At 59.2% G+C, this 20,854-nt stretch carries 22 protein-coding genes; 5 read left to right on the top strand and 17 right to left on the bottom strand.

All coding sequences use genetic code 11. From position 1 onward, the window contains the following. Positions 1-4 precede the first annotated feature (4 nt). Complete coding sequence (rplM, locus tag BW686_RS02430) at positions 5-433, bottom strand: 50S ribosomal protein L13 (RefSeq protein WP_002555065.1); 429 nt, start codon at positions 431-433, stop codon at positions 5-7. A gap of 493 nt (positions 434-926) precedes the next feature. Between rplM and BW686_RS02425 the strand changes: the two genes are divergently transcribed. Continuing rightward, positions 927-1,826 carry a GlxA family transcriptional regulator gene (locus BW686_RS02425; RefSeq protein ID WP_179149159.1) on the top strand — a complete coding sequence of 300 codons (900 nt, stop codon included), beginning with the start codon at positions 927-929 and terminating at the stop codon, positions 1,824-1,826. A 40-nt stretch (positions 1,827-1,866) separates the two neighbouring features. Here BW686_RS02425 and zapE read toward each other — a convergent pair whose 3' ends face one another. The 3 genes from zapE to BW686_RS02410 form a co-directional block, all read right to left on the bottom strand. Continuing rightward, a complete protein-coding gene (gene zapE / locus BW686_RS02420) occupies positions 1,867-2,961 on the bottom strand; it encodes a cell division protein ZapE (RefSeq protein WP_084914050.1) in 1,095 nt (364 codons plus the stop codon). 61 nt (positions 2,962-3,022) lie between these two features. Beyond that, the gene (locus BW686_RS02415; RefSeq protein ID WP_084914049.1) at positions 3,023-4,372 is read right to left on the bottom strand and encodes a tryptophan--tRNA ligase; all 1,350 of its coding nucleotides are present in this window, start codon (positions 4,370-4,372) and stop codon (positions 3,023-3,025) included. A gap of 39 nt (positions 4,373-4,411) precedes the next feature. Continuing rightward, positions 4,412-5,041 carry an alpha/beta hydrolase gene (locus tag BW686_RS02410; RefSeq protein ID WP_084914048.1) on the bottom strand — a complete coding sequence of 210 codons (630 nt, stop codon included), beginning with the start codon at positions 5,039-5,041 and terminating at the stop codon, positions 4,412-4,414. A gap of 145 nt (positions 5,042-5,186) precedes the next feature. Here BW686_RS02410 and BW686_RS02405 point away from each other — a divergent pair, with 145 nt between their 5' ends. After that, the gene (locus BW686_RS02405) at positions 5,187-5,630 is read left to right on the top strand and encodes a YhcB family protein (RefSeq protein WP_005890140.1); all 444 of its coding nucleotides are present in this window, start codon (positions 5,187-5,189) and stop codon (positions 5,628-5,630) included. A gap of 204 nt (positions 5,631-5,834) precedes the next feature. On the opposite strand, the gene cysN is transcribed toward BW686_RS02405, so the two are convergent. From cysN to BW686_RS02390, 3 genes are all read right to left on the bottom strand, one after another. Further along, entirely contained in the window at positions 5,835-7,733 is a 1,899-nt protein-coding gene (cysN, locus tag BW686_RS02400; RefSeq protein ID WP_084914047.1) for a sulfate adenylyltransferase subunit CysN, read from the bottom strand. 12 nt (positions 7,734-7,745) lie between these two features. After that, on the bottom strand, positions 7,746-8,663 hold the full coding sequence (gene cysD / locus BW686_RS02395) for a sulfate adenylyltransferase subunit CysD (protein ID WP_005889074.1): 918 nt from the start codon (positions 8,661-8,663) through the stop codon (positions 7,746-7,748). A gap of 146 nt (positions 8,664-8,809) precedes the next feature. Further along, on the bottom strand, positions 8,810-9,568 hold the full coding sequence (locus tag BW686_RS02390; RefSeq protein ID WP_084914046.1) for a Nif3-like dinuclear metal center hexameric protein: 759 nt from the start codon (positions 9,566-9,568) through the stop codon (positions 8,810-8,812). 111 nt (positions 9,569-9,679) lie between these two features. Here BW686_RS02390 and algW point away from each other — a divergent pair, with 111 nt between their 5' ends. After that, complete coding sequence (algW, locus tag BW686_RS02385; protein ID WP_084914045.1) at positions 9,680-10,840, top strand: Do family serine endopeptidase AlgW; 1,161 nt, start codon at positions 9,680-9,682, stop codon at positions 10,838-10,840. Positions 10,841-11,038: 198 nt separating this feature from the next. On the opposite strand, the gene hisC is transcribed toward algW, so the two are convergent. The 10 genes from hisC to BW686_RS02330 form a co-directional block, all read right to left on the bottom strand. Next, on the bottom strand, positions 11,039-12,091 hold the full coding sequence (gene hisC, locus BW686_RS02380; protein WP_084914044.1) for a histidinol-phosphate transaminase: 1,053 nt from the start codon (positions 12,089-12,091) through the stop codon (positions 11,039-11,041). Next, complete coding sequence (gene hisD / locus BW686_RS02375) at positions 12,091-13,437, bottom strand: histidinol dehydrogenase (RefSeq protein ID WP_084914043.1); 1,347 nt, start codon at positions 13,435-13,437, stop codon at positions 12,091-12,093. Before hisD ends, hisC begins: the two co-directional genes overlap by 1 nt. A 123-nt stretch (positions 13,438-13,560) precedes the next feature. Further along, positions 13,561-14,196, bottom strand: a complete 636-nt coding sequence (gene hisG, locus BW686_RS02370) for an ATP phosphoribosyltransferase (protein ID WP_084914042.1) — start codon at positions 14,194-14,196, stop codon at positions 13,561-13,563. A gap of 154 nt (positions 14,197-14,350) precedes the next feature. Beyond that, positions 14,351-15,616, bottom strand: coding sequence for a UDP-N-acetylglucosamine 1-carboxyvinyltransferase (gene murA, locus BW686_RS02360; RefSeq protein ID WP_057403084.1), 1,266 nt, complete (start codon positions 15,614-15,616; stop codon positions 14,351-14,353). 23 nt (positions 15,617-15,639) lie between these two features. Continuing rightward, entirely contained in the window at positions 15,640-15,879 is a 240-nt protein-coding gene (locus BW686_RS02355; protein ID WP_005889065.1) for a BolA family protein, read from the bottom strand. Positions 15,880-15,993: 114 nt separating this feature from the next. Next, positions 15,994-16,299: an STAS domain-containing protein gene (locus tag BW686_RS02350; RefSeq protein WP_084914040.1), complete on the bottom strand. Its 306-nt coding sequence runs from the start codon at positions 16,297-16,299 to the stop codon at positions 15,994-15,996. After that, a complete protein-coding gene (locus BW686_RS02345) occupies positions 16,296-16,946 on the bottom strand; it encodes an MlaC/ttg2D family ABC transporter substrate-binding protein (protein ID WP_084914039.1) in 651 nt (216 codons plus the stop codon). The genes BW686_RS02350 and BW686_RS02345 overlap by 4 nt, the downstream gene beginning before the upstream one ends. Positions 16,947-16,956: 10 nt before the next feature. Further along, positions 16,957-17,424 carry an outer membrane lipid asymmetry maintenance protein MlaD gene (gene mlaD, locus BW686_RS02340; RefSeq protein WP_084914038.1) on the bottom strand — a complete coding sequence of 156 codons (468 nt, stop codon included), beginning with the start codon at positions 17,422-17,424 and terminating at the stop codon, positions 16,957-16,959. Next, on the bottom strand, positions 17,424-18,221 hold the full coding sequence (gene mlaE, locus BW686_RS02335; protein ID WP_084914037.1) for a lipid asymmetry maintenance ABC transporter permease subunit MlaE: 798 nt from the start codon (positions 18,219-18,221) through the stop codon (positions 17,424-17,426). Before mlaE ends, mlaD begins: the two co-directional genes overlap by 1 nt. Continuing rightward, complete coding sequence (locus tag BW686_RS02330; RefSeq protein WP_084914036.1) at positions 18,221-19,030, bottom strand: ATP-binding cassette domain-containing protein; 810 nt, start codon at positions 19,028-19,030, stop codon at positions 18,221-18,223. The genes mlaE and BW686_RS02330 overlap by 1 nt, the downstream gene beginning before the upstream one ends. A gap of 304 nt (positions 19,031-19,334) precedes the next feature. Here BW686_RS02330 and BW686_RS02325 point away from each other — a divergent pair, with 304 nt between their 5' ends. Both BW686_RS02325 and BW686_RS02320 read left to right on the top strand, forming a co-directional pair. Continuing rightward, complete coding sequence (locus BW686_RS02325; RefSeq protein ID WP_084914035.1) at positions 19,335-20,309, top strand: KpsF/GutQ family sugar-phosphate isomerase; 975 nt, start codon at positions 19,335-19,337, stop codon at positions 20,307-20,309. Positions 20,310-20,323: 14 nt separating this feature from the next. After that, positions 20,324-20,848, top strand: coding sequence for a KdsC family phosphatase (locus BW686_RS02320; protein WP_179149158.1), 525 nt, complete (start codon positions 20,324-20,326; stop codon positions 20,846-20,848). The last annotated feature ends 6 nt before the right edge of the window (positions 20,849-20,854 follow it).

Here is a 20,854-nt window from a genome sequence, read left to right as displayed (position 1 = left end):
TCCGTTAAAACTTCAGTTCTTGGGGCTGCTGAGCAGTATGAGGGTGTACAGCGCCCGCATAGACTTTCAGCTTACGATACATGTCGCGACCCAGCGGGTTTTTAGGCAGCATGCCTTTGACCGCGGTCTCGATCACGCGCTCAGGAGCTTTGGCGATCAGCTTTTCGAAGTTGATCGACTTGATCCCGCCCGGAAAACCGGAGTGTGAGTAGTAGATCTTGTCGGTGGTCTTGGCACCAGTAACGCGGATCTGCTCGGCATTGATCACGACGATGTAGTCGCCGGTATCAACGTGCGGAGTGTATTCCGGTTTGTGCTTGCCACGCAGACGGCTCGCGATTTCGGTGGCCAGACGACCCAGGGTCTGACCAGCAGCGTCGACGACGAACCAGTCGCGCTTAACTGTTTCCGGTTTAGCAGTAAAAGTTTTCATTCTTTATAGCCTCAGGGGCCGCCCTGAAAATTAGACGGCGGATCTTACTGAATAGTGCGTACTTTGACAAGTCAAAGGCAGCCGGAAACAGACGCTATCGGGGGCTCGGGTCAGCGCGTCCGTTATACGGCAAGATTCTTCGGCAGACGGCGCATCACTTCCACTGCAAAGAGCTGGCGGATTATACAGACTGCAAAAATAACCTCAACCGGATTTTTTGTTCACACTCTGTTTATTGCCTGCAAGGCAGGTATTGGCGGATATTCGCCCGCTTAGCACAACGCCATCATGCCCGACCCTGACAAGCCGGCCGGTGGGGATGCTGGACACGCCTGATAAAAAATAAGACGATCCAGCCGTTGCTTGACCATTTACCCATATAAGAATAACGATTATGCCGATCCAACACGCCACCCTTCTGCGCCGCGTCAGCATTCTGACCACCGACAAGATGTTTGCGTCGACCGTCATGCAGGCCAAGGATTTTTTTCACCTGGCCAGCCTGCGCTACAGCAAGCAATTGGGCCACGGCCTGATACCCGCCTTTGAAACACGCCTGATCAGCCCGGACGGGCATCCCGTCAACAGCTTCAGCGAGGTCACGCTGCCGGTCGACGGTGCCCTCTGCCAGAGCGACATCATCGTCATCCCGGCGTTCTGGGACGATTTCGACACGCTCTGCCAACGTTACCCGCAAATCCTGCCTTGGCTGCGCGAGCAGCACGCCAATGGTGCGGTGATATGCGGCGAGGCCACTGGCGTCTATTGGCTCGCCGAGGCAGGCCTGCTGGATGGCAAGGAAGCCACGACCTACTGGCGTTTTTTCAGTGCATTCGCCGAGCGCTACCCCAACGTGCTGCTCAACCAGGAAAAGCACCTGACGGATGCGGACAATGTCTACTGCGCGGGCGGCACCACGTCAGCCTGCGATCTTTATATCTACCTGATCGAGCGCTTCTGCGGGGCCAATGTCGCCCAGGCGGTGGCCCGCGACATTCTTTACGAAGTGCGTCGCACCTACTCGCCGGGCCGGATCGGCTTTGGCGGGCAGAAGCTGCATCAGGATGTGGTGATTCTGCAGATTCAGCATTGGCTGGAGGAGCACTTCGCTGACAAATTCCGCTTTGAAGACGTGGCCCGCGAGCATGGCATGAGCATTCGCAACTTCATGCGCCGCTTCCAGACCGCAACCGGCGACAAACCGCTGCATTACCTGCAACGGTTGAGAATAGAAACGGCAAAAGGATTGTTGTCAGGCACTCGCAAGAGCATCAAGACCATCAGCTACGAAGTGGGCTACGACGACGCCAGTTTTTTCGCCCGGCTGTTTCGTCAGCACACCGAACTGTCACCCAATCAGTATCGGCAACAGTTCGAAGGTTCAAAGCTGTGAGTCGGCAAGCCCGTGTACGCTGCAGGCTTGCCGCTGCTGTTTAGGCTCTGTGCGCCCGCGACAGGAACTCGTGGGACTGCATTTCCAGCAAACGGCTGAGCGTGCGCTGGAATTCGAACATCAGCCGGCCACCGGTGTACAGGTCCTTCAGCTCAACCTCGGCCGAAATGATCAGCTTGACGTTGCGATCGTAGAACTCGTCGACCATGTTGATGAAGCGTCGGGCGATGTCGTCGGTGGAGACGTCCATCTGCTCGACTCCGCTGAGCAGTACCGCGTGAAAAATCTTGCCCAGTTCGATGTAATCGTTCTGGCTGCGCGGGCCGTCGCACAGTTCGCGAAAATCGAACCACGCCACATCGTCGCAGGTGCGCAAGGCGCGGATCTCGCGGTTCTCGATCATCAGCACGTCGTTTTCGATGGTCTCGGCGCAATCCGGCGTCAGTGCCTTGAAGCTTTTGCGCATGCTTTCCTGCGCGGCTTCGTTGAGCGGGAAGTGGAACAGTTCAGCCTGCTCGAGGTGACGCAGACGGTAATCGACGCCGCTGTCGACGTTGACGATGTCGGTGTTCTGCTTGATCAGCGCAATGGCCGGCAGAAAACGCGCCCGTTGCAGACCGTCTTTGTAGAGGCCGTCAGGCACGATGTTGGACGTTGCCACCAGCGTCACGCCATTCTTGAACAGCTCTTCCATCAAGGTGCCGAGAATCATGGCGTCGGTGATGTCGGAAACAAAGAATTCGTCGAAGCAGATGACCCGCGCCTCGTCGGAAAAGCGCTTGGCGATGATCGTCAGCGGGTTTTTCTCACCCTTGAGGGTCTTCATCTCTTCATGCACGCGCTTCATGAAGCGGTGGAAGTGCGTACGGACCTTCTCCTTGAAGGGCAGCGCTTCGAAGAACGTATCAACCAGATACGTCTTGCCGCGCCCCACCCCGCCCCAAAAATACAGGCCCTTGACCAGAGTCGGCTCCTTCTTGCCGAACAGCTTGCCGAACAGGCCGGGCTTGCTGTCGTGAGCGGCAACCAGATCGTCGTACAGGCGCTGCAAATGACGCACAGCGTTTTCCTGCGCGGCATCATGGAAGAAGTCCGGGCGTTTCAGATCAGCTTGATATCGTTCTAAGGGCGTCATATTCGTTAGCAAGGCAACAAAAACGGGTCGTCACTGTAGCGACGACCCCGGGGATTGGCAATCAGTCCTGTTGAGGAGCAAGCGCCAGCTTGAGCGTCTCGATGGCTGCGTCACGCGAAACCGCGTCGGCAAATACCGGACTGTCCGCCACGCACTCGCCGTCCAGCCACAGCGTGAAGCGATCTTCCTCACTGCGCAGGTCCAGCTCGCCGCCCTGCTGCAATTGCTTGCTGACGATGCCGGCAGCCTTGCCGTCGGCAAAGTTGCGCGACAACAGCAGTTGCTCGCCATCAGCCGCCAACAGACGAAAACGGAAGCTGCCGTCGTCTTCCCGGAAGCTGACAAAACGCGCGCCTTTGGTGGTTTTTTTCTTGCCGGTGTCGGCGTTCTGCACCACGGTACGGAATGAGCGCAGGCCAACGGCTTCACGCAGTTGCTCGAGGAACGGCGTGGCGACGCGACGGGCCTTCTGAGCGCCAGCGAGCAGGATGTCTTCCAGATCAGCCGGCCGCTCGATCAGCCCCAGATAGTTCTCACGTGCCTCACTCAACTGCGCGTCCAGCAATGTGAACAGACGATTTTTCGCCTCGCCCCAGCCCAGTCCCTGCAACAGGTCGGAACGGAATTCAGCGCACTGCTCGGGCGTCGAGAACGCTTCATACAGCGTGAACAGGTGCGAGTTGTCCGGGTCCTTCGCTTCGCCGGGCGCACGGGAGTCGGTGACAATGCGCGAGATGGCGCTTTTCATCTCTTTGGCGCTGCTGAACAACGGAATGGTGTTGTCGTAGCTCTTGGACATCTTGCGCCCGTCCAGGCCCGGCAACGTGGCGACGCTTTCCTCGATCAACGCCTCCGGCATGACAAAAAATTCTTTGCCGTTGCCAAACAGGTGATTGAAGCGCTGGCCGATGTCACGGGCCATTTCGACGTGCTGGATCTGGTCGCGACCCACGGGCACCTGATGGGCATTGAACATCAGAATGTCGGCCGCCATCAGCACCGGGTAGCTGTACAGGCCCATGGTGATGCCCGCATCCGGGTCTTCGCCACCTTCCACGTTCTTGTCCACTGATGCCTTGTAGGCATGGGCACGGTTGAGCAGGCCCTTGGCTGCCACACACGTGAGCAGCCAGGTCAGCTCCGGAATTTCTGGAATGTCCGACTGACGGTAAAAAGTCACACGATCAACGTCGAGGCCGGCTGCCAGCCAGGTCGCTGCGATTTCCAGACGCGAGCGCTGAATGCGCAGCGGGTCATCGCACTTGATCAGCGCGTGGTAATCGGCCAGGAAATAGAACGAATCGAAATCACTCTGACGACTGGCAACGATGGCCGGGCGAATCGCGCCCGCGTAGTTGCCCAGATGGGGAGTGCCGGTGGTCGTGATACCGGTCAGGATACGAGTGGTCATGGCAGGTCGCTTATCTAAAGGATGCAATACGGGCTGCAATCAGTTGGGAAGTCGCGGCAGCAGCAGATCTTTGAGGTCCGTCAGCTTGCCGTGAAAAAAGTGTCCGCATTCTGCCACTTTCAGCAGCTCATGGGGACGCTGCAACGCGGCAGACCACGCATAAACCGTTTCCGGATCAATGACCTCATCCGCCTCTGGCTGAATGATCGTCAGTGGACAGGTTGGCGGCAGTACGCTTTGATCCTGAAGGCGGGAGGCCGCCGCAGCAATCAGAAACAGATGCGTCAGTTTTTCGCCCTGCGCTTCGAGCCTTCCACCCAGGTTTGCGGCAACATAGCCGCCGAAGGAAAAGCCGAACAGGGTCATGGGCAGATCAGGGTGTTGCGCCCTCAGCCATTGCGCGGCGGCCTGAGCATCATCGATCTCGCCCGGCCCGGCAACCGATGTGCCGGCACTGGCCCCGACGCCGCGATAATTGAAGCGCAGTGTGATCAAACCCTGGTCCCGTGCGGTACGCTGCAGCGTCGATACGACTTTATTGAGCATCGTTCCGCCCTGGATCGGGTTAGGATGACAGATGAGCGCGATGCCTCGGGCGTCGGGCACATCCTGATACAACGCTTCGAGCTGGCCTTCTGGGCCATCGATAAATAATGGGGTTTCACGCATGAGCAAAACAGAACTCCGTGACCTCGAAATGGGTCGACTCGTCTAGCTGATTGTCTGCGGCTTGCATATCAACGACACGTCGCGGGTATACAGCGCAGGTTCGAGCCGTTAACGTAAAGCAAAGCCGTTTATAGAGGAAGGACTCGTGGAACACTCGCTCTTAGTCTGGTTGTTGCCGACGCTTGCCCTGGTGGCGGGTGTCGTCATTGGTTTCCTGGTGGCACGCCTGCTGCCCAACACCGTTCCGAACAGCACCCAGCGCCAGCTGGACAACATTCAGGAACGCTTCGATACCTATCAGAACGAGGTAGTCACGCATTTCAACAGCACGGCCAACCTGGTGCAAAAGCTGTCGCAGAGCTATCAGGATGTTCAGGAACACCTTGCAGAAGGCGCCAACCGCCTGGCGCTCGATGAGCTGACCCGCCAGCGCCTGCTCGCCGCACTGCACCCGGAGGCCAACCATGCGCACCGTGATCATCGCGACCGCCTGACCCCTCCACGCGATACCGAAACGCCGAAGGACTACGCTCCCAAGTCGCCTAATTCCCCAGGCATGCTGGACGAGCACTACGGTTTGAAAAAGTAAGCTTTGCCGCCACACAAAAGCCCGCCGCAGAGAGCCTCTGCGGCGGGCTTTTTTGTGGGTCCGCCCCCTTCGCGAGCAATGCGGATCGCCGCCCCGGTCGCACCCACAAGATCGTGCGTGCGCACCATTGTGGGAGCGAGCTTGCTCGCGAAGAGGCCAATGCAGGGCGCTGAAGACCATTGGTCTCTCACGCCTGCATTCGTATCAGATCGCGCCGCGGCTGCGCAGCAAGTCCAGCACCTGCTTGACGCTTTCTTCCACGCTGAGTGTCTGGGTGTCGATCACCAGATCGGCATTCAGTGGCACGTCATACGGGAAGGACTCGCCCGGAATATTGTCGCCATCGGCGGCATACAGGCCCTGCGGATCACGTTCGCGGCACACGGTCGGGGATGCCTGAACGTAGACGGTGATCAGACGATCCTTGCCGATCAGCGCCTTGGCACGTTCACGCCCTTCGGCGTCAGGTGCGACGAAAGCGGCCAGCGTCAGCAGCCCGGCTTCGTTGAACTGACGCGCCACATGGGCAGCCCGACTCCAGTTTTCGGTACGACCGGCACGGTCCTGCGGCAAGCCCTTGTTCAGGTCATGACGCAGGTTCTGGCCGTCCAGCACAAAGACCGCACGCCCCATGTCGAACAGCTTGCGCTCCACCGCATACGCCAGAGTGCTCTTGCCAGCGCCGGACAGGCCGCTGAACAGCACGGTGGCCGGCTGCTGGCCGAAACGCTGCGCACGCTCTTGCGTGGAAACATGAGCCTGATCGCCATGATGCTGCGAGCCACCGCCCGAAACCGGTTTGGCAATGATCATGCCTGCCGCGACGGTGCCATTGGTCAATCGATCAATGACGATGAACGAGCCCGTGGTGCGGTTGCTGCTGTAACCATCCAGCGCGATGGGCGCATCGAGACTGACCTTGACGCGGCCGATCTCGTTCAACTGCAACGCGCTGGCAGGGCCTTCTTCCAGCGTGTTCACATCGACCCGACGGGTGATGCTGGCAATCGAGCCCGGCACGTAGCTGGTCGCGCGCTTGATGTCGTACTTCTTGCCCGGCAGCATCGGCTCTTCGGCCATCCACACCAGCATGGCGTCGAACGCATCGCTGACCTGCGGGACATTGTCGGCATGCACCAGCAGATCGCCACGAGAAATGTCGATCTCGTCTTCCATCGTCAGTGTCACGGCCTGACCCGGCCCGGCCTGCTCCAGCTCGCCTTCGAACGTGACGATGGACTTCACACGGCTGCTCTTGCCCGACGGCAGAACGACAATCTCGTCGCCTTTATGCACGATGCCACTGGCCAGCGTACCGGCAAAACCGCGGAAGTTGAGGTTCGGACGGTTGACGTACTGCACCGGGAACCGCAGGTCCGTGTAGTTGCGGTCGCTGGCGATTTCTACAGTCTCGAGAATCTCCATCAAGGACTGGCCGGTGTACCACGGCGAGCGCTCGCTCTTGTTCACCACGTTGTCGCCCTTGAGCGCCGACATCGGGACAAACGTCATGGTCGTCGGCTTGAACGCGATGCCTTCGGCAAACTTCAGGTAATCGGCCTTGATCGACTCGAAAACGTTTTCATCGAAGCCGTTGAGGTCCATCTTGTTGATGGCCACAACGATGTGCTTGATGCCCAACAGCGACGCGATATAGCTGTGGCGACGGGTCTGGGTCTGCACGCCGTAGCGCGCATCCACCAGAATGATCGCCAGGTCACAGGTCGAGGCGCCGGTCGCCATGTTGCGGGTGTACTGCTCGTGGCCGGGCGTGTCGGCAATGATGAACTTGCGCTTGGCGGTCGAGAAATAGCGGTAGGCGACATCGATGGTGATGCCCTGCTCACGCTCGGCCTGCAGACCGTCTACCAGCAGCGCGAGGTCGACGTCGTCGCCCGTGGTGCCGGACTTCTTGGAATCGCGGGTGATGGCTTCCAGGTGGTCTTCGTAGATCATCTTGGAATCGTGCAGCAGGCGCCCGATCAGCGTGCTCTTGCCGTCATCGACGTTGCCACAGGTAAGAAAGCGCAGCATTTCCTTGCGTTCGTGCTGGCCCAGGTAGGCGAGGATGTCCTCGCTGATCAAATCAGATTGATGCGACATGTGACATCCTCCTTAGAAATAACCCTGACGTTTCTTTTCTTCCATCGAGCCAGCACCATCGTGGTCAATGACCCGGCCCTGGCGTTCGGAAGTTCGTGTCAGCAGCATTTCCTGGATGATATCGGTCAGGCTGGTCGCGTCGGACTCGACTGCACCGGTCAGCGGGTAGCAACCCAGCGTACGGAAACGGACCTTTTTCTTGACGATGCGCGACTTCTCTTCATCGGTCAGATGCTCGAGGATACGATCATCGTCGATCATGATCAGCGTACCGTTCTTCTCGATCACGTCGCGCTCGGCGGCGAAATACAGCGGTACGATCGGGATGCCTTCGAGGTAGATGTACTGCCAGATGTCCAGCTCGGTCCAGTTGGACAGCGGGAACACGCGGATCGACTCGCCCTTGTTGACGTTGCCGTTGTAGACATTCCACAGCTCGGGACGCTGGTTTTTCGGGTCCCAGCGGTGTTTGCTGTCACGGAACGAGTAAACGCGTTCTTTGGCCCGGGACTTTTCCTCGTCGCGTCGGGCGCCGCCGAACGCGGCGTCGAAACCATGCTTGTCGAGCGCCTGCTTCAGGCCTTCGGTCTTCATGATGTCGGTGTGTTTGGCGCTGCCGTGGGTGAACGGGTTGATACCCTGCGCCACGCCATCGGGGTTGATATGGGTGATCAGGTCCAGGCCCATTTCTTCGACCATCTGGTCACGAAAGCGATACATCTCCTGGAATTTCCAGCGTGTATCGACGTGCATGACCGGAAACGGCAATTTGCCGGGGAAGAAGGCCTTGCGTGCCAGGTGCAGCATCACGGCCGAATCCTTGCCGATCGAGTACAGCATCACCGGGTTATCGAACTCGGCGGCGACCTCGCGGATGATGTGGATGCTTTCCGCCTCCAGCTGTTTCAGATGCGTCAGTTTGTCAACCATGGCTACTCACGTTCGTTATGGACCGGAAAAACCCGGGGCGGCCTGCGGGCCGTATTCGAGCCGGGCACTTTAACATGCGTGATATCGCTAATCAGCGATGCGTCTAGATCGAAACGATCTATGCATATGCCCCGCAGCTTGATGAATCAGATCGGGTTCGGGCAGTCGATGAAAATATGCTCAAGCGCAAAACGCCGCGCCAGATAATCCCCCAGCGCCTGCACGCCGTATCGTTCGGTGGCGTGGTGACCGGCCGCGATAAAGCTGATGTCGTTTTCCCGGGCGCTGTGAAAGGTCTGCTCCGATGCTTCACCGCTCAGGAAAAGATCAACGCCTTCCAGCACCGCCTGATCGATGTAACCCTGCCCGCCTCCGGTACACCAGCCGACACGCCGAATCATCGGGCTGCCTTCGATAAGCAACGGCTCGCGACCCAGTGCGTCCTGTACGCGACGGGCAAAGTCACGCGGCGTCATCGGTTCGGACAGGGAGCCGACCAGCCCGACGATTTTTGAGTTTTCAGGGTCCAGCGGCCCTTCGACCGTGATATCCAGCTGACGCGCGAGTTGCACGTTATTGCCCACCTCGGGATGCACATCCAGCGGCAAGTGATAGGCAAGCAGGCTGATGGCATGTTTGAGCAAGGTCTTCAGACGCCGCTGCTTCATGCCGACCACACAGGGGTTTTCGCCCTTCCAGAAATAACCGTGATGGACCAGGATCAGATCCGCCTGAGCATCGACAGCGGCGTCCAGCAATGCCTGACTGGCCGTCACACCACTGACGATACGCATGACCTGCGGCCGCCCTTCGACCTGAAGGCCATTGGGGCAGTAATCCTGAATCCGGGCGCTGTTCAGATAACGGTCGGCTTCTTCGACCAGAGTGCTCAGAGCAACAGCCATAAAAGACTCCTAAATATGCAGTTCAGAGCTGCGTTGTACTCGTATAATGCCCGCCATTATGGCGCACCCGTGGCTAAACTTTCTGCGCCCGCAACCATCAGGACGTGTTCAATGTTCAAGGCACTGCGCTTTTTCGGCTGGCCATTGCTGGCTGGCGTGCTTATCGCCCTGCTGATTATTCAGCGCTATCCGCAATGGGTCGGACTGCCGACCCTGGATGTCAATCTGCAACAGGCCCCACAAACGACGACGGTCATCCAGGGTCCGACTTCTTATGCAGACGCGGTCATTGCCGCGGCGCCCGCGGTGGTCAACCTCTATACCACCAAGATGGTCAACAAAGGCAACAACCCGCTTTTTGAAGACCCCCAGTTCCGGCGCTTCTTTGGCGACAACACGCCCAAGCAGAAGCGTATGGAGTCCAGCCTCGGCTCCGGCGTGATGATGAGCCCCGAAGGCTACATCCTGACCAACAACCACGTGACCACAGGCGCTGACCAGATTGTGGTGGCGCTCAAGGATGGCCGCGAAACCGTCGCCAGGGTAATCGGCAACGACCCGGAAACCGATCTGGCGGTGCTGAAGATCGATCTGAAAAACCTGCCGGCGATCACCATCGCACGCTCCGACGGCATCCGCATCGGCGATGTGGCACTGGCCATCGGCAACCCGTTCGGCGTCGGCCAGACCGTGACCATGGGCATCATCAGTGCCACCGGACGCAATCAGCTGGGCCTCAACACGTACGAAGACTTCATTCAGACCGACGCCGCCATCAACCCTGGTAACTCGGGCGGCGCGCTGGTGGATGCCAGCGGCAATCTGATCGGAATCAACACCGCAATCTTTTCCAAGTCGGGCGGCTCTCAGGGTATCGGCTTTGCGATCCCGACCAAGCTGGCGATGGACGTCATGAAATCGATCATCGAACACGGTCAGGTCATTCGTGGCTGGCTGGGTATCGAAGTTCAACCGCTGACGCCTGAGCTGGCCGAGTCGTTCGGGCTGAAAGATCGTCCAGGCATTGTCGTGGCGGGCATCTTCCGCGACGGACCGGCGCAGAAAGCCGGGTTGCAACTGGGTGACGTGATCCTGAGCATCAACGGCGAACCCGCTGGCGACGGTCGTCGCTCGATGAACCAGGTGGCGCGCACCAAGCCCAAGGACAAGATAGCCATCGACGTGATGCGCAACGGCAAGGAAATGCGCCTGAGCGCCGAAGTAGGCCTGCGCCCGCCGCCTGCACCGACACCGGCAGCCGCGCCGGAGTGACGCGCCAGTACCTGAAAACAGACCTGTGACGCAGAGCGTCACGAAAGGCAATCCCACGCCGGAGCGTGCGTAACGACAGGCGTCTTCAACACACTATCGTGCCCATGCTCCGCGTGGGCATACCGTTCTGGACGCCCTGCGTCCGATCTTGAGTGGCAGCGCATGGCCAGCCCGTTTTCGGGCTGACCGATCCGCGTCTCAGATATCGCTCAACCCTTCCAGCAACGCCTGATGCTGCTCCGGCGTGCCGATGCTGATGCGCAGGAACTGGGCGATGCGTTGCTGCGTGAAGTGACGGACGATGACGCCCTGTTCGCGCAGCTTTGCAGCCAGACCGGCCGCGTCGTGTTGCGGGTGGCGAGCGAAAATGAAGTTGGCGGCCGAGGGCAGCACTTCAAAACCCTTGCTCTGCAACTGCCCCACCAGCGCCTCGCGACTTTCGATGACCTTGTTGCGCGTCGACTCGAAATGCTCGCGATCCTCGAAAGCCGCCGCACCGCCCACGTTGGCCATGCGATCCAGCGGGTAAGAGTTGAAGCTGTTCTTGACCCGCTCCAGCGCCTCGATCAAATCCGGGTGCCCGACAGCAAGGCCGACACGCAGACCGGCCAGCGAACGCGACTTGGACAAGGTTTGTGTGACCAGCAGGTTCGGGTAGCGATCCACCAGCGTGATCGCGGTTTCGCCACCAAAGTCGATGTACGCTTCGTCAACCACGACCACCGAGTCCGGGCTGGCCTTGATGATCCGCTCGACCGCGTCCAGCCCCAGCAGGCAGCCCGTCGGCGCATTCGGGTTGGGGAAGATGATTCCGGCATTCGGCCTGGCGTAGTCTTCGGCGCGAATCTGAAACTGCTCGTCCAGCGCGACCATTTCGTAGTCGATGCCGTACAAGCCGCAATAGACCGGGTAAAAGCTGTAACTGATGTCCGGAAACAACAGCGGCGCATCGTGTTGAAACAACGCGTGAAAGATGTGCGCCAGCACTTCATCGGAACCGTTGCCGAGAAAGACCTGGTTGGGCTGCACATTGTAATAATCGGCCACGGCGTGCTTGAGCAGGTCGCTGTTGGGGTCGGGGTACAGACGCAAGTCGTCGGTCAGCGCGGCGCGCATCGCCTCGACAGCCTTGGGCGACGGGCCATAAGGGTTTTCATTGGTGTTGAGTTTCACCAGTTTGGTCAGCTTCGGCTGCTCGCCCGGCACGTAAGGCACCAGACCACTGACGAAAGGGCTCCAGAATTTGCTCATTATTTGCCGTCCTCAAGGTTGCCAGCTTTCCAGTCGAGATCAGTGATGCGGTATTCGGCACTGCGGGCATGTCCGCTCAATGACTCACCACGCGCCAGCACGGACGCCGTCTTGCCCAGCTCGGACGCCCCCTCTGGCGAGCAGTAGATGATCGACGAACGCTTTTGAAAATCGTAGACGCCCAAGGGCGAAGAGAAGCGCGCCGTACCCGACGTCGGCAAGACATGGTTGGGACCGGCACAGTAGTCACCCAGCGCTTCGGAGGTATGGCGCCCCATGAAGATCGCCCCTGCGTGACGAATGTGCGGCAGCCACGCTTCGGGATCGGCGACGGACAGCTCAAGGTGTTCGGGCGCGATGCGGTTGGCTACTTCGATGGCTTGCGCCATGTCCGCCACCTTGATCAGCGCGCCACGGCCATTGATCGATGTTTCGACAATGGCTGCTCGCGCCATTGTCGGCAACAAACGGGTGATGCTGGCCGCCACCTTGTCGAGGAAACCGGCATCCGGGCTGACCAGAATCGCCTGGGCATCCTCATCGTGCTCGGCCTGTGAGAACAGGTCCATCGCGATCCAGTCAGGATCGGTCTGACCGTCGCACACCACCAGAATCTCGGAAGGACCGGCGATCATGTCGATGCCGACTTGCCCGAACACATGGCGCTTGGCCGTGGCGACATAAATATTGCCAGGGCCGACCACTTTGTCGACCTTCGGCACGCTTTCAGTGCCGTAAGCCAGGGCCGCGACGGCCTGAGCGCCACCAATGGTGAACACGCGATCAACACCGGCGATGCACGCCGCCGCCAACACCAGCTCGTTGATTTCACCACGCGGCGTCGGCACAACCATGACCACTTCGGTCACGCCCGCCACCTTCGCCGGAATGGCATTCATCAACACCGACGATGGGTAGGACGCCTTGCCACCCGGCACATACAGGCCTGCGCGGTCCAGCGGTGTGACTTTCTGGCCCAGCACCGTGCCGTCGGCCTCGGTGTAGCTCCAGGAATCCTGCTTCTGCTTTTCGTGGTAGCTGCGCACCCGCTCCGCCGCTTTTTCCAGGGCTTCGCGCTGAACCGGTGTGATCCGGGTCAATGCCAGTTCCAGACGTTCGCGAGGCAGAATCAGGTCGGCCATCGACGCGACCTGCAGACCGTCGAACTTCTGAGTGAATTCGACCAGTGCGGCATCGCCACGCTCACGCACGGCCTTGATGATATCGAGCACGCGCTGGTTGACCGAGTCGTCAGACACACTTTCCCAGCTCAGCAGATGATCCAGATGTCGTGCGAAATCCGGGTCAGCAGCATCAAGTCGGCGAATGGCAGTGGGAGTGGTCATAACAGGGCCTCAATAATTGGCGGATGCTCAGGAGCCTAAAGCTACCAAGCTATCCGCGCAGGCACCTGAGAAATTTGGCTATGACACGGATAGCTGGACGCAACTCGACGTTGCGTGGGGGGATCAGCTGCGGTGTCGCGACTCGACTGCCTTGCGCAGGGTGTCGATGAGGGCCTGGATGCGGGCATGCTGCATCTTCATGGAAGCCTTGTTGACCACCAGTCGCGAACTGATGTGGGCAATCAGTTCCTGCGGTTCGAGACCATTGGCACGCAAGGTGTTGCCGGTGTCGACCACGTCGATGATCTTGTCTGCCAGGCCGATCAGCGGCGCCAGCTCCATAGAGCCGTACAGCTTGATGATATCGACCTGACGGCCCTGCTCGGCGTAGTAACGCTTGGCAACATTGACGAACTTGGTGGCCACACGCAGACGCCCTTTGGGCTCCACGGCGCCGATGGCACCGGCGGTCATGAGCTTGCACTTGGCAATCTGCAAGTCCAGCGGCTCGTACAGGCCCTGGCCGGTGTATTCCATCAACACATCCTTGCCTGCGACGCCCAGATCGGCGGCACCATGCTCGACGTAGGTCGGCACATCGGTGGCACGCACGATCAGCAGACGCACGTCGGCCTGAGTCGTGGGGATGATGAGCTTGCGGCTCTTGTCCGGATTCTCGGTCGGCACAATGCCGGCTTCAGCGAGAAGCGGCAGAGTGTCGTCAAGAATGCGGCCCTTGGACAGTGCGATGGTCAACATGGGAAACGTCAGTCCTTATCAGGAAACTTTTGTCACGACGCAAGCGGCGCGTGACAACCTTCAGGCCCGGTCGACCTGAAGTGAAACGAATCAGAAATCACACCCGTGACGGAACAGGCGATCCTGATGCCAGCGGCACCAGGACCACTCGCTACTAGCCCGGCACGCGGCGGATCTTGGCGCCCAGCATTTGCAGCTTCTCTTCGATGCACTCGTAACCACGGTCTATGTGGTAAATGCGATCGATCAGTGTGTCACCCTGAGCCACCAGCGCAGAGATCACCAGACTGGCCGATGCTCGCAGGTCGGTCGCCATGACAGGCGCGCCTTTGAGTACCTCGGTGCCCGTGACGATGGCGGTGTTGCCTTCGACCTGGATCTGAGCGCCCATGCGGTGCATTTCATACACGTGCATGAAGCGGTTTTCAAAGATGGTCTCGATAACCGCGCCCGTGCCTTCGGCAATCGCGTTGAGCGAGATGAACTGCGCCTGCATGTCGGTCGGGAACGCCGGGTACGGCGCAGTGCGCACGTTGACGGCCTTCGGACGCTTGCCGTGCATGTTCAGCTCGATCCAGTCTTCACCAGTCGTGACTTCGGCACCGGCTTCCTGAAGCTTGAGCAACACCGCTTCGAGGATGGTCGGATCGGTGTCCTTGACCTTGACGCGGCCACCGGTAACGGCAGCAGCCACCAGATAGGTGCCGGTTTCGATACGGTCAGGCATGACCTTGTAGGTGGCCGGCCCCAGACGCTTGACGCCATCAATGGTGATGGTGTCGGTGCCCGCGCCGTGGATTTTTGCACCCATGGCAATCAGGAAGTTCGCCAGGTCGACAACCTCAGGCTCACGCGCGGCGTTCTGCAGCACGCTGCGGCCGTTGGCGAGGCTGGCCGCCATCATGATGTTTTCAGTACCGGTCACGCTCACGGTATCGAAGAAGAAGTGCGCACCGCGCAAGCCGCCCTCAGGCGCCTTGGCCTTGATGTAACCGCCTTCGACATCAATGATTGCGCCCATGGCTTCAAGGCCGCGGATGTGCAGGTCAACCGGACGCGAACCGATGGCACAGCCACCCGGCAGCGCAACTTCGGCCTCGCCAAAGCGGGCAACCATCGGGCCCAGCACCAGAATCGACGCACGCATGGTTTTCACCAGTTCGTACGGGGCGACCAGGGTTTTGATGGTGCGCGGATCGATCTCGACGCTGAGCTTCTCGTCGATCACAGGCTCGATGCCCATGCGACCGAACAGCTCGATCATGGTGGTGATGTCGTGCAGGTGAGGCAGGTTCTGAACGGTGACCGGCCCATCGGCCAGCAACGTAGCAGCCAGAATCGGCAAGGCAGAGTTCTTTGCCCCGGAAATGCGAATTTCGCCATCAAGACGAACGCCGCCGGTAATAATCAATTTATCCATTAGAGTCTCGACACCAAATTGGCTCAGGTACGCTCGGCCCATGCAGCGCGGCTGAAAAATTTCATGGTCACCGCGTGGATGCTGCCATCGGCAATCCAGGGGTTCAGATGGGTGTAAATCTGTTGCTGACGCTTGACCGGGCTCAGGCCGGCCAACTCGTCACTGATGATATTCAGCTGGAAGTTGCAGCCTTCGCCTTCGACTTCCACCTTGATTTCCGGCAGCTTTCCTTCAAGGAAGCTTTTAACTTCTACAGCCTGCATGCTTAACCTCGATCGGCGCTGTACGCGCGCGGGTCGGCCATCATACAAAAAAGCCCATGTTATGCGAAGCCCGACGAGCGGGTCCCGGATAAAGGGCTTTCTCGATAACGCCTGTCAGTGGGTGCCCAGCAGCTCGGTCAGGCCTGAAACACGGGCTATCTGGCGCATGTCTTCAGGCAGCGAACGAACGGTCATCGACTTGCCTGCGTCCCGCGCATCGCGCATGAACGCCAGCAGCAACGCCAATCCTACACTGCTGGACTTCTCGACACCGGAACAATCAAGCGTCAGTTCGGCCAGGTCGCCGGATTTGATCAGCGCCGCACCCTGCTTGCGCAGTTGCGGCCCGGTGCGGTAATCCAGCACCCCGACCAGCATCAGCTCGCCCGGCCCGACCAGACGGACAGCGGACTCGCTCATTGTGCCGGCTTCTGCGAAGCGTCTACGGTGGACTTGGTCTTGGCAACCTCGCCGGCCCAACCATCGATCGTCTGGTCCAGGTCGTTACCATTGCGCTGCATGGCATCGGAGAACTGGTCGCGGAACAGCTTGCCGATGTTGATGCCATTAATGACAACGTTACGAACTTTCCACTCGCCGTTCAGCTTCACCAGCGTGTAGGAAACCGGATAGACAGCGCCGTTGCCGCCCTTGACCTGCATGTCTACAGTGGTTCGGTCATCGCCTTCGTCCTTGGCCGGTGCAACGGTGATGCCCTGGTTATTGAACTCAAGCAGCGCATTGCCGTAGAACTGCATCAGGCTGCGCTTGAAGTTTTCTTCGAAGCGCTTCACCTGCTTAGGCGTAGCCTGGCGGGAGTACTTGACGGTCATGATGCTTTTGGAAATGCCATCGGCATCCACGACCGGCCCGACGATGCGGTTCAACGCGTTGTAGAACGCTTGAGGGTTGGACTTGTACGCTTCGCGATTGGTCGCGAGGTCACTCAGCAATTCCTTGGTGGTGCGTTCCACCAGATCATGGGCGGAGGGGGTCGCCGCAGCATTGGCCAGCATCGGCAGAGCGGCCAGCAATACCAGCAGACCACGGCGCAGAATAGAGATCATTTGAAGCTCCTCACTTGGCGTCTTTACTTACTGTATTGAGCAGGAATTTTCCGATCAGGTCTTCAAGCACTAGAGAAGACTGCGTGTCATGGATGGTCCCGCCATCCTTGAGAAGCTTGTCATCGCCGCCGACGCTGATACCTATGTATTTTTCACCCAGCAGGCCCGCAGTCAGAATCGAGGCGGTCGAGTCCGAAGGCAGGTTGTCGACCTTCTTCTGGATCTCCAGCGTGACGCGACCTGTGAAGGTATCGCGATCCAGATCGATCGCCGTCACCTTGCCGATGGTCACACCCGCCATGCTGACCTTGGCTCTGACAGTCAAACCGGCCAGATTGTCGAAATAGGCATAAAGTTTATAAGTGTCAGTACTCGCACTTGTGCTCAGACCACTGACTCGCAGGGCCAGCAGGAGCAGAGCCAGTATCCCGGCCAGCAGGAACAGGCCGACCCCGGTTTCGATGGCACGGTTTTGCATCAGAAATCTCCAAACATCAAGGCGGTCAAAATAAAGTCCAGTCCCAGCACGGCCAACGAGGCGTATACGACGGTCTTGGTTGTCGCGCGGCTGATCCCCTCGGAAGTGGGATCGCAGTCATAACCCTGGAAAACGGCAATCCATGTCACCACGAAGGCAAATACGACGCTTTTGATCACCCCATTGAGCACATCGTTCGTGAAAGAAACGCTGTTCTGCATGTTCGACCAGAAAGAACCGTCATAGACTCCCAGCCAGTCGATCGCTACCCAGGAAGCGCCCCAGATACCCACCACGCTGAAAATCATCGCCAGAATCGGCAACGAGATAAACCCGGCCCACAAACGGGGCGCAACGATGTACTTGAGCGGATCGACACCGATCATCTCAAGGCTCGACAATTGCTCGGTGGACTTCATGTTGCCGATCTCGGCAGTCAGCGCAGACCCCGCACGACCGGCAAAAAGCAAGGCGGTGACCACCGGCCCCAGCTCGCGCAACAGCGTCAGGGCAACCATCTGCCCGACGGCCTGCTCGGAACCGTATTTGGCCAGAATGCTGAAGCCCTGCAGCGCCAGCACCATCCCGATGAACACGCCGGACACCACAATGATGACCAGCGACATGACACCGACGGAATACAGCTGTTTGATCAGCAACTGAAAACTGCTGCCCGCACCGCCGCGCCCCAGCAAGGCATGCACCAGAAACAGACCGGAACGGCCCAGAACAGCAACGATATCGATGGCCGAACGCCCCAGCAGGCGGACCCGGTCCATCAGTGACTTATTGCGCATCAGCGCTTCCCCAATAGATCTTCGCGAAAATCCGGCGCCGGATAGTGAAACGGCACAGGGCCATCGGGCTCGCCGGTCATGAATTGACGAATGCGCGGATTGTCCGAAGACATCAGTTCCTGAGGCGTACCCTGCCCCAGCACCTGCCCGTCACCCACGACGTATAGATAGTCGGCAATGCTCGCCGTCTCGCTGAGGTCGTGAGACACCACGATACTGGTGATGCCCAGCGCATCGTTGAGCAAGCGGATAAGGCGCACCAGCACCCCCATCGCAATCGGATCCTGCCCGACGAAGGGTTCGTCATACATGAGAATCTGCGGATCGAGCGCAATCGCCCGGGCCAGTGCCACACGGCGCTTCATGCCGCCCGACAGTTCGTCCGGCATCAGTTCTACCGCGCCACGCAGGCCGACAGCCTGGAGCTTGAGCAGCACGATGTCGCCGATCATTTCTTCCGGCCGCTCGGTATGCACACGCAGCGGAAAGGCGACGTTTTCGAAAACGTCCAGATCGGTAAACAGTGCGCCGCTCTGAAACAGCACGCCCATCTGCTTGCGTGCATCGAACAGGTCGCTGCGCGACAGCTCCGGCAGGTTCTGGCCGTTGACCCACACCTGACCTGCGCTCGGGCGCAACTGGGCGCCCATCAGGCGCAGCAAGGTAGTCTTGCCACAACCCGACGGCCCCATGATCCCGGTGACCTTGCCCCGCGGAATACGAATATCAACGTTATTGAAAATGCTGCGCGTACCGCGTTTGAAAGACACACCTTTCAACTCGACCGCATAGGCGTCATCAGGACTCATCTAAACTCCTTGCGATACAGCCACCGCCCTCGGCCACCGGACAGTGGAGGCAGAAAAGCTGTCCAGGCAGGCCGAACAAGCCGCGAACTATATCACCGCCGCCAACCGCCCCCAAGAAGAGAACCGACCGGTTCAGGTATTCGTTAAAATATTCTGTACCACAATGTTATGGCCAGAGGCAGGGATACAGACCCGCAGTTGCGTAGGAAATTCGTTTAAAAACAACACAACGACGATCAGACGTGAGGGAATCGTTCATTACCGCTATAATCGCCGCCTTTCAGCAGGCTGACCTCTTCCAGACATGAACCAATCCAGTGACCTGATCCATTCGGCGCAACGCACCATTCGTCTCGAGATAGAAGCCATACAAGGCTTGCTTGAACGCCTGGACGGGGATTTTGTGCGCGCGTGTGAAATGATCCTGGCCAGCAAGGGGCGGGTTGTCGTGGTCGGCATGGGCAAGTCCGGACACATCGGCAACAAGATCGCAGCCACACTGGCGAGCACCGGCACCACGTCGTTCTTCGTGCATCCGGCCGAGGCCAGTCACGGTGACATGGGCATGATCACTCGCGATGACATCATTCTCGCGCTGTCCAATTCCGGCAGCACCCACGAGATCGTGACGTTGCTGCCGCTGATCAAGCGCCTGGGCATCAAGATGATCAGCCTGACCGGCGACCCCGATTCGATTCTGGCCAAGGCTGCGGACGTCAACCTGAATGCCCGCGTGGCGCACGAAGCCTGCCCGCTCAACCTGGCACCGACCTCTTCGACCACCGCCGCGCTGGTCATGGGCGACGCCCTGGCCGTGGCGCTGCTCGACGCACGGGGTTTCACTGCCGAAGACTTCGCCTTCTCCCATCCGGGTGGCGCACTGGGTCGTCGCCTGCTGCTCAAGGTCGAAAACGTCATGCATTCCGGTGACGCACTGCCCAGCGTGCAACGCGGCACCCTGTTAAGGGACGCGCTGCTGGAAATGACCCGCAAGGGCCTGGGCATGACGGCCATTCTGGAAACCGATGGCACACTTGCCGGCATATTCACGGACGGCGACCTGCGCAGAACGCTGGACCGCCCTGTCGATATTCGTCAAACCACCATCGACGAAGTCATGACGGTGCATGGCAAGACGGTCCATGCAGAGATGCTCGCCGCTGAAGCACTGAAAATCATGGAAGACCACAAGATCGGCGCACTGGTGGTCGTAGACCAGAACGACCGGCCTGTGGGCGCATTCAACCTGCAGGATCTCTTGCGCGCAGGCGTCATGTAATGGAAACCGAAGCGATGACCCAGAACCTCATGCAGCGCGGCAAGCCTATCAAGCTGGCCGTTTTCGATGTCGACGGCGTACTGACTGACGGTCGTCTTTATTTTCTGGAAGATGGCAGCGAGATCAAGACATTCAACACGCTGGACGGCCAAGGCATAAAAATGCTGATAGCCTCAGGCGTGACCACGGCCATTATCAGTGGCCGCAAGACTGCGATTGTCGAGCGCCGGGCGAAGAGCCTGGGCATTGCGCATCTGTTTCAGGGACGCGAAGACAAACTGGTCGTCCTGGATCAATTGCTCGCCGAGTTGAAACTTGATTACGAACAAGTCGCCTATCTGGGCGATGATCTGCCAGACTTGCCAGTCATTCGACGCGTCGGTCTGGGCATGGCCGTTGCGAATGCGGCAAGCTTTGTACGCGAACATGCACACGGAATAACCACGGCGCGAGGCGGCGAAGGGGCGGCACGCGAATTCTGCGAACTGATTCTGAGTGCGCAAGGCAACCTTGAAGCGGCTCACTCCGCCTATTTATAGAAGCCA

Origin of the sequence: Pseudomonas syringae (assembly GCF_002157375.1) — a bacterium.
Taxonomy (GTDB): Bacteria; Pseudomonadota; Gammaproteobacteria; order Pseudomonadales; family Pseudomonadaceae; genus Aquipseudomonas; species Aquipseudomonas syringae_T.
This window is presented reverse-complemented; position numbering and strand designations above follow the sequence as displayed.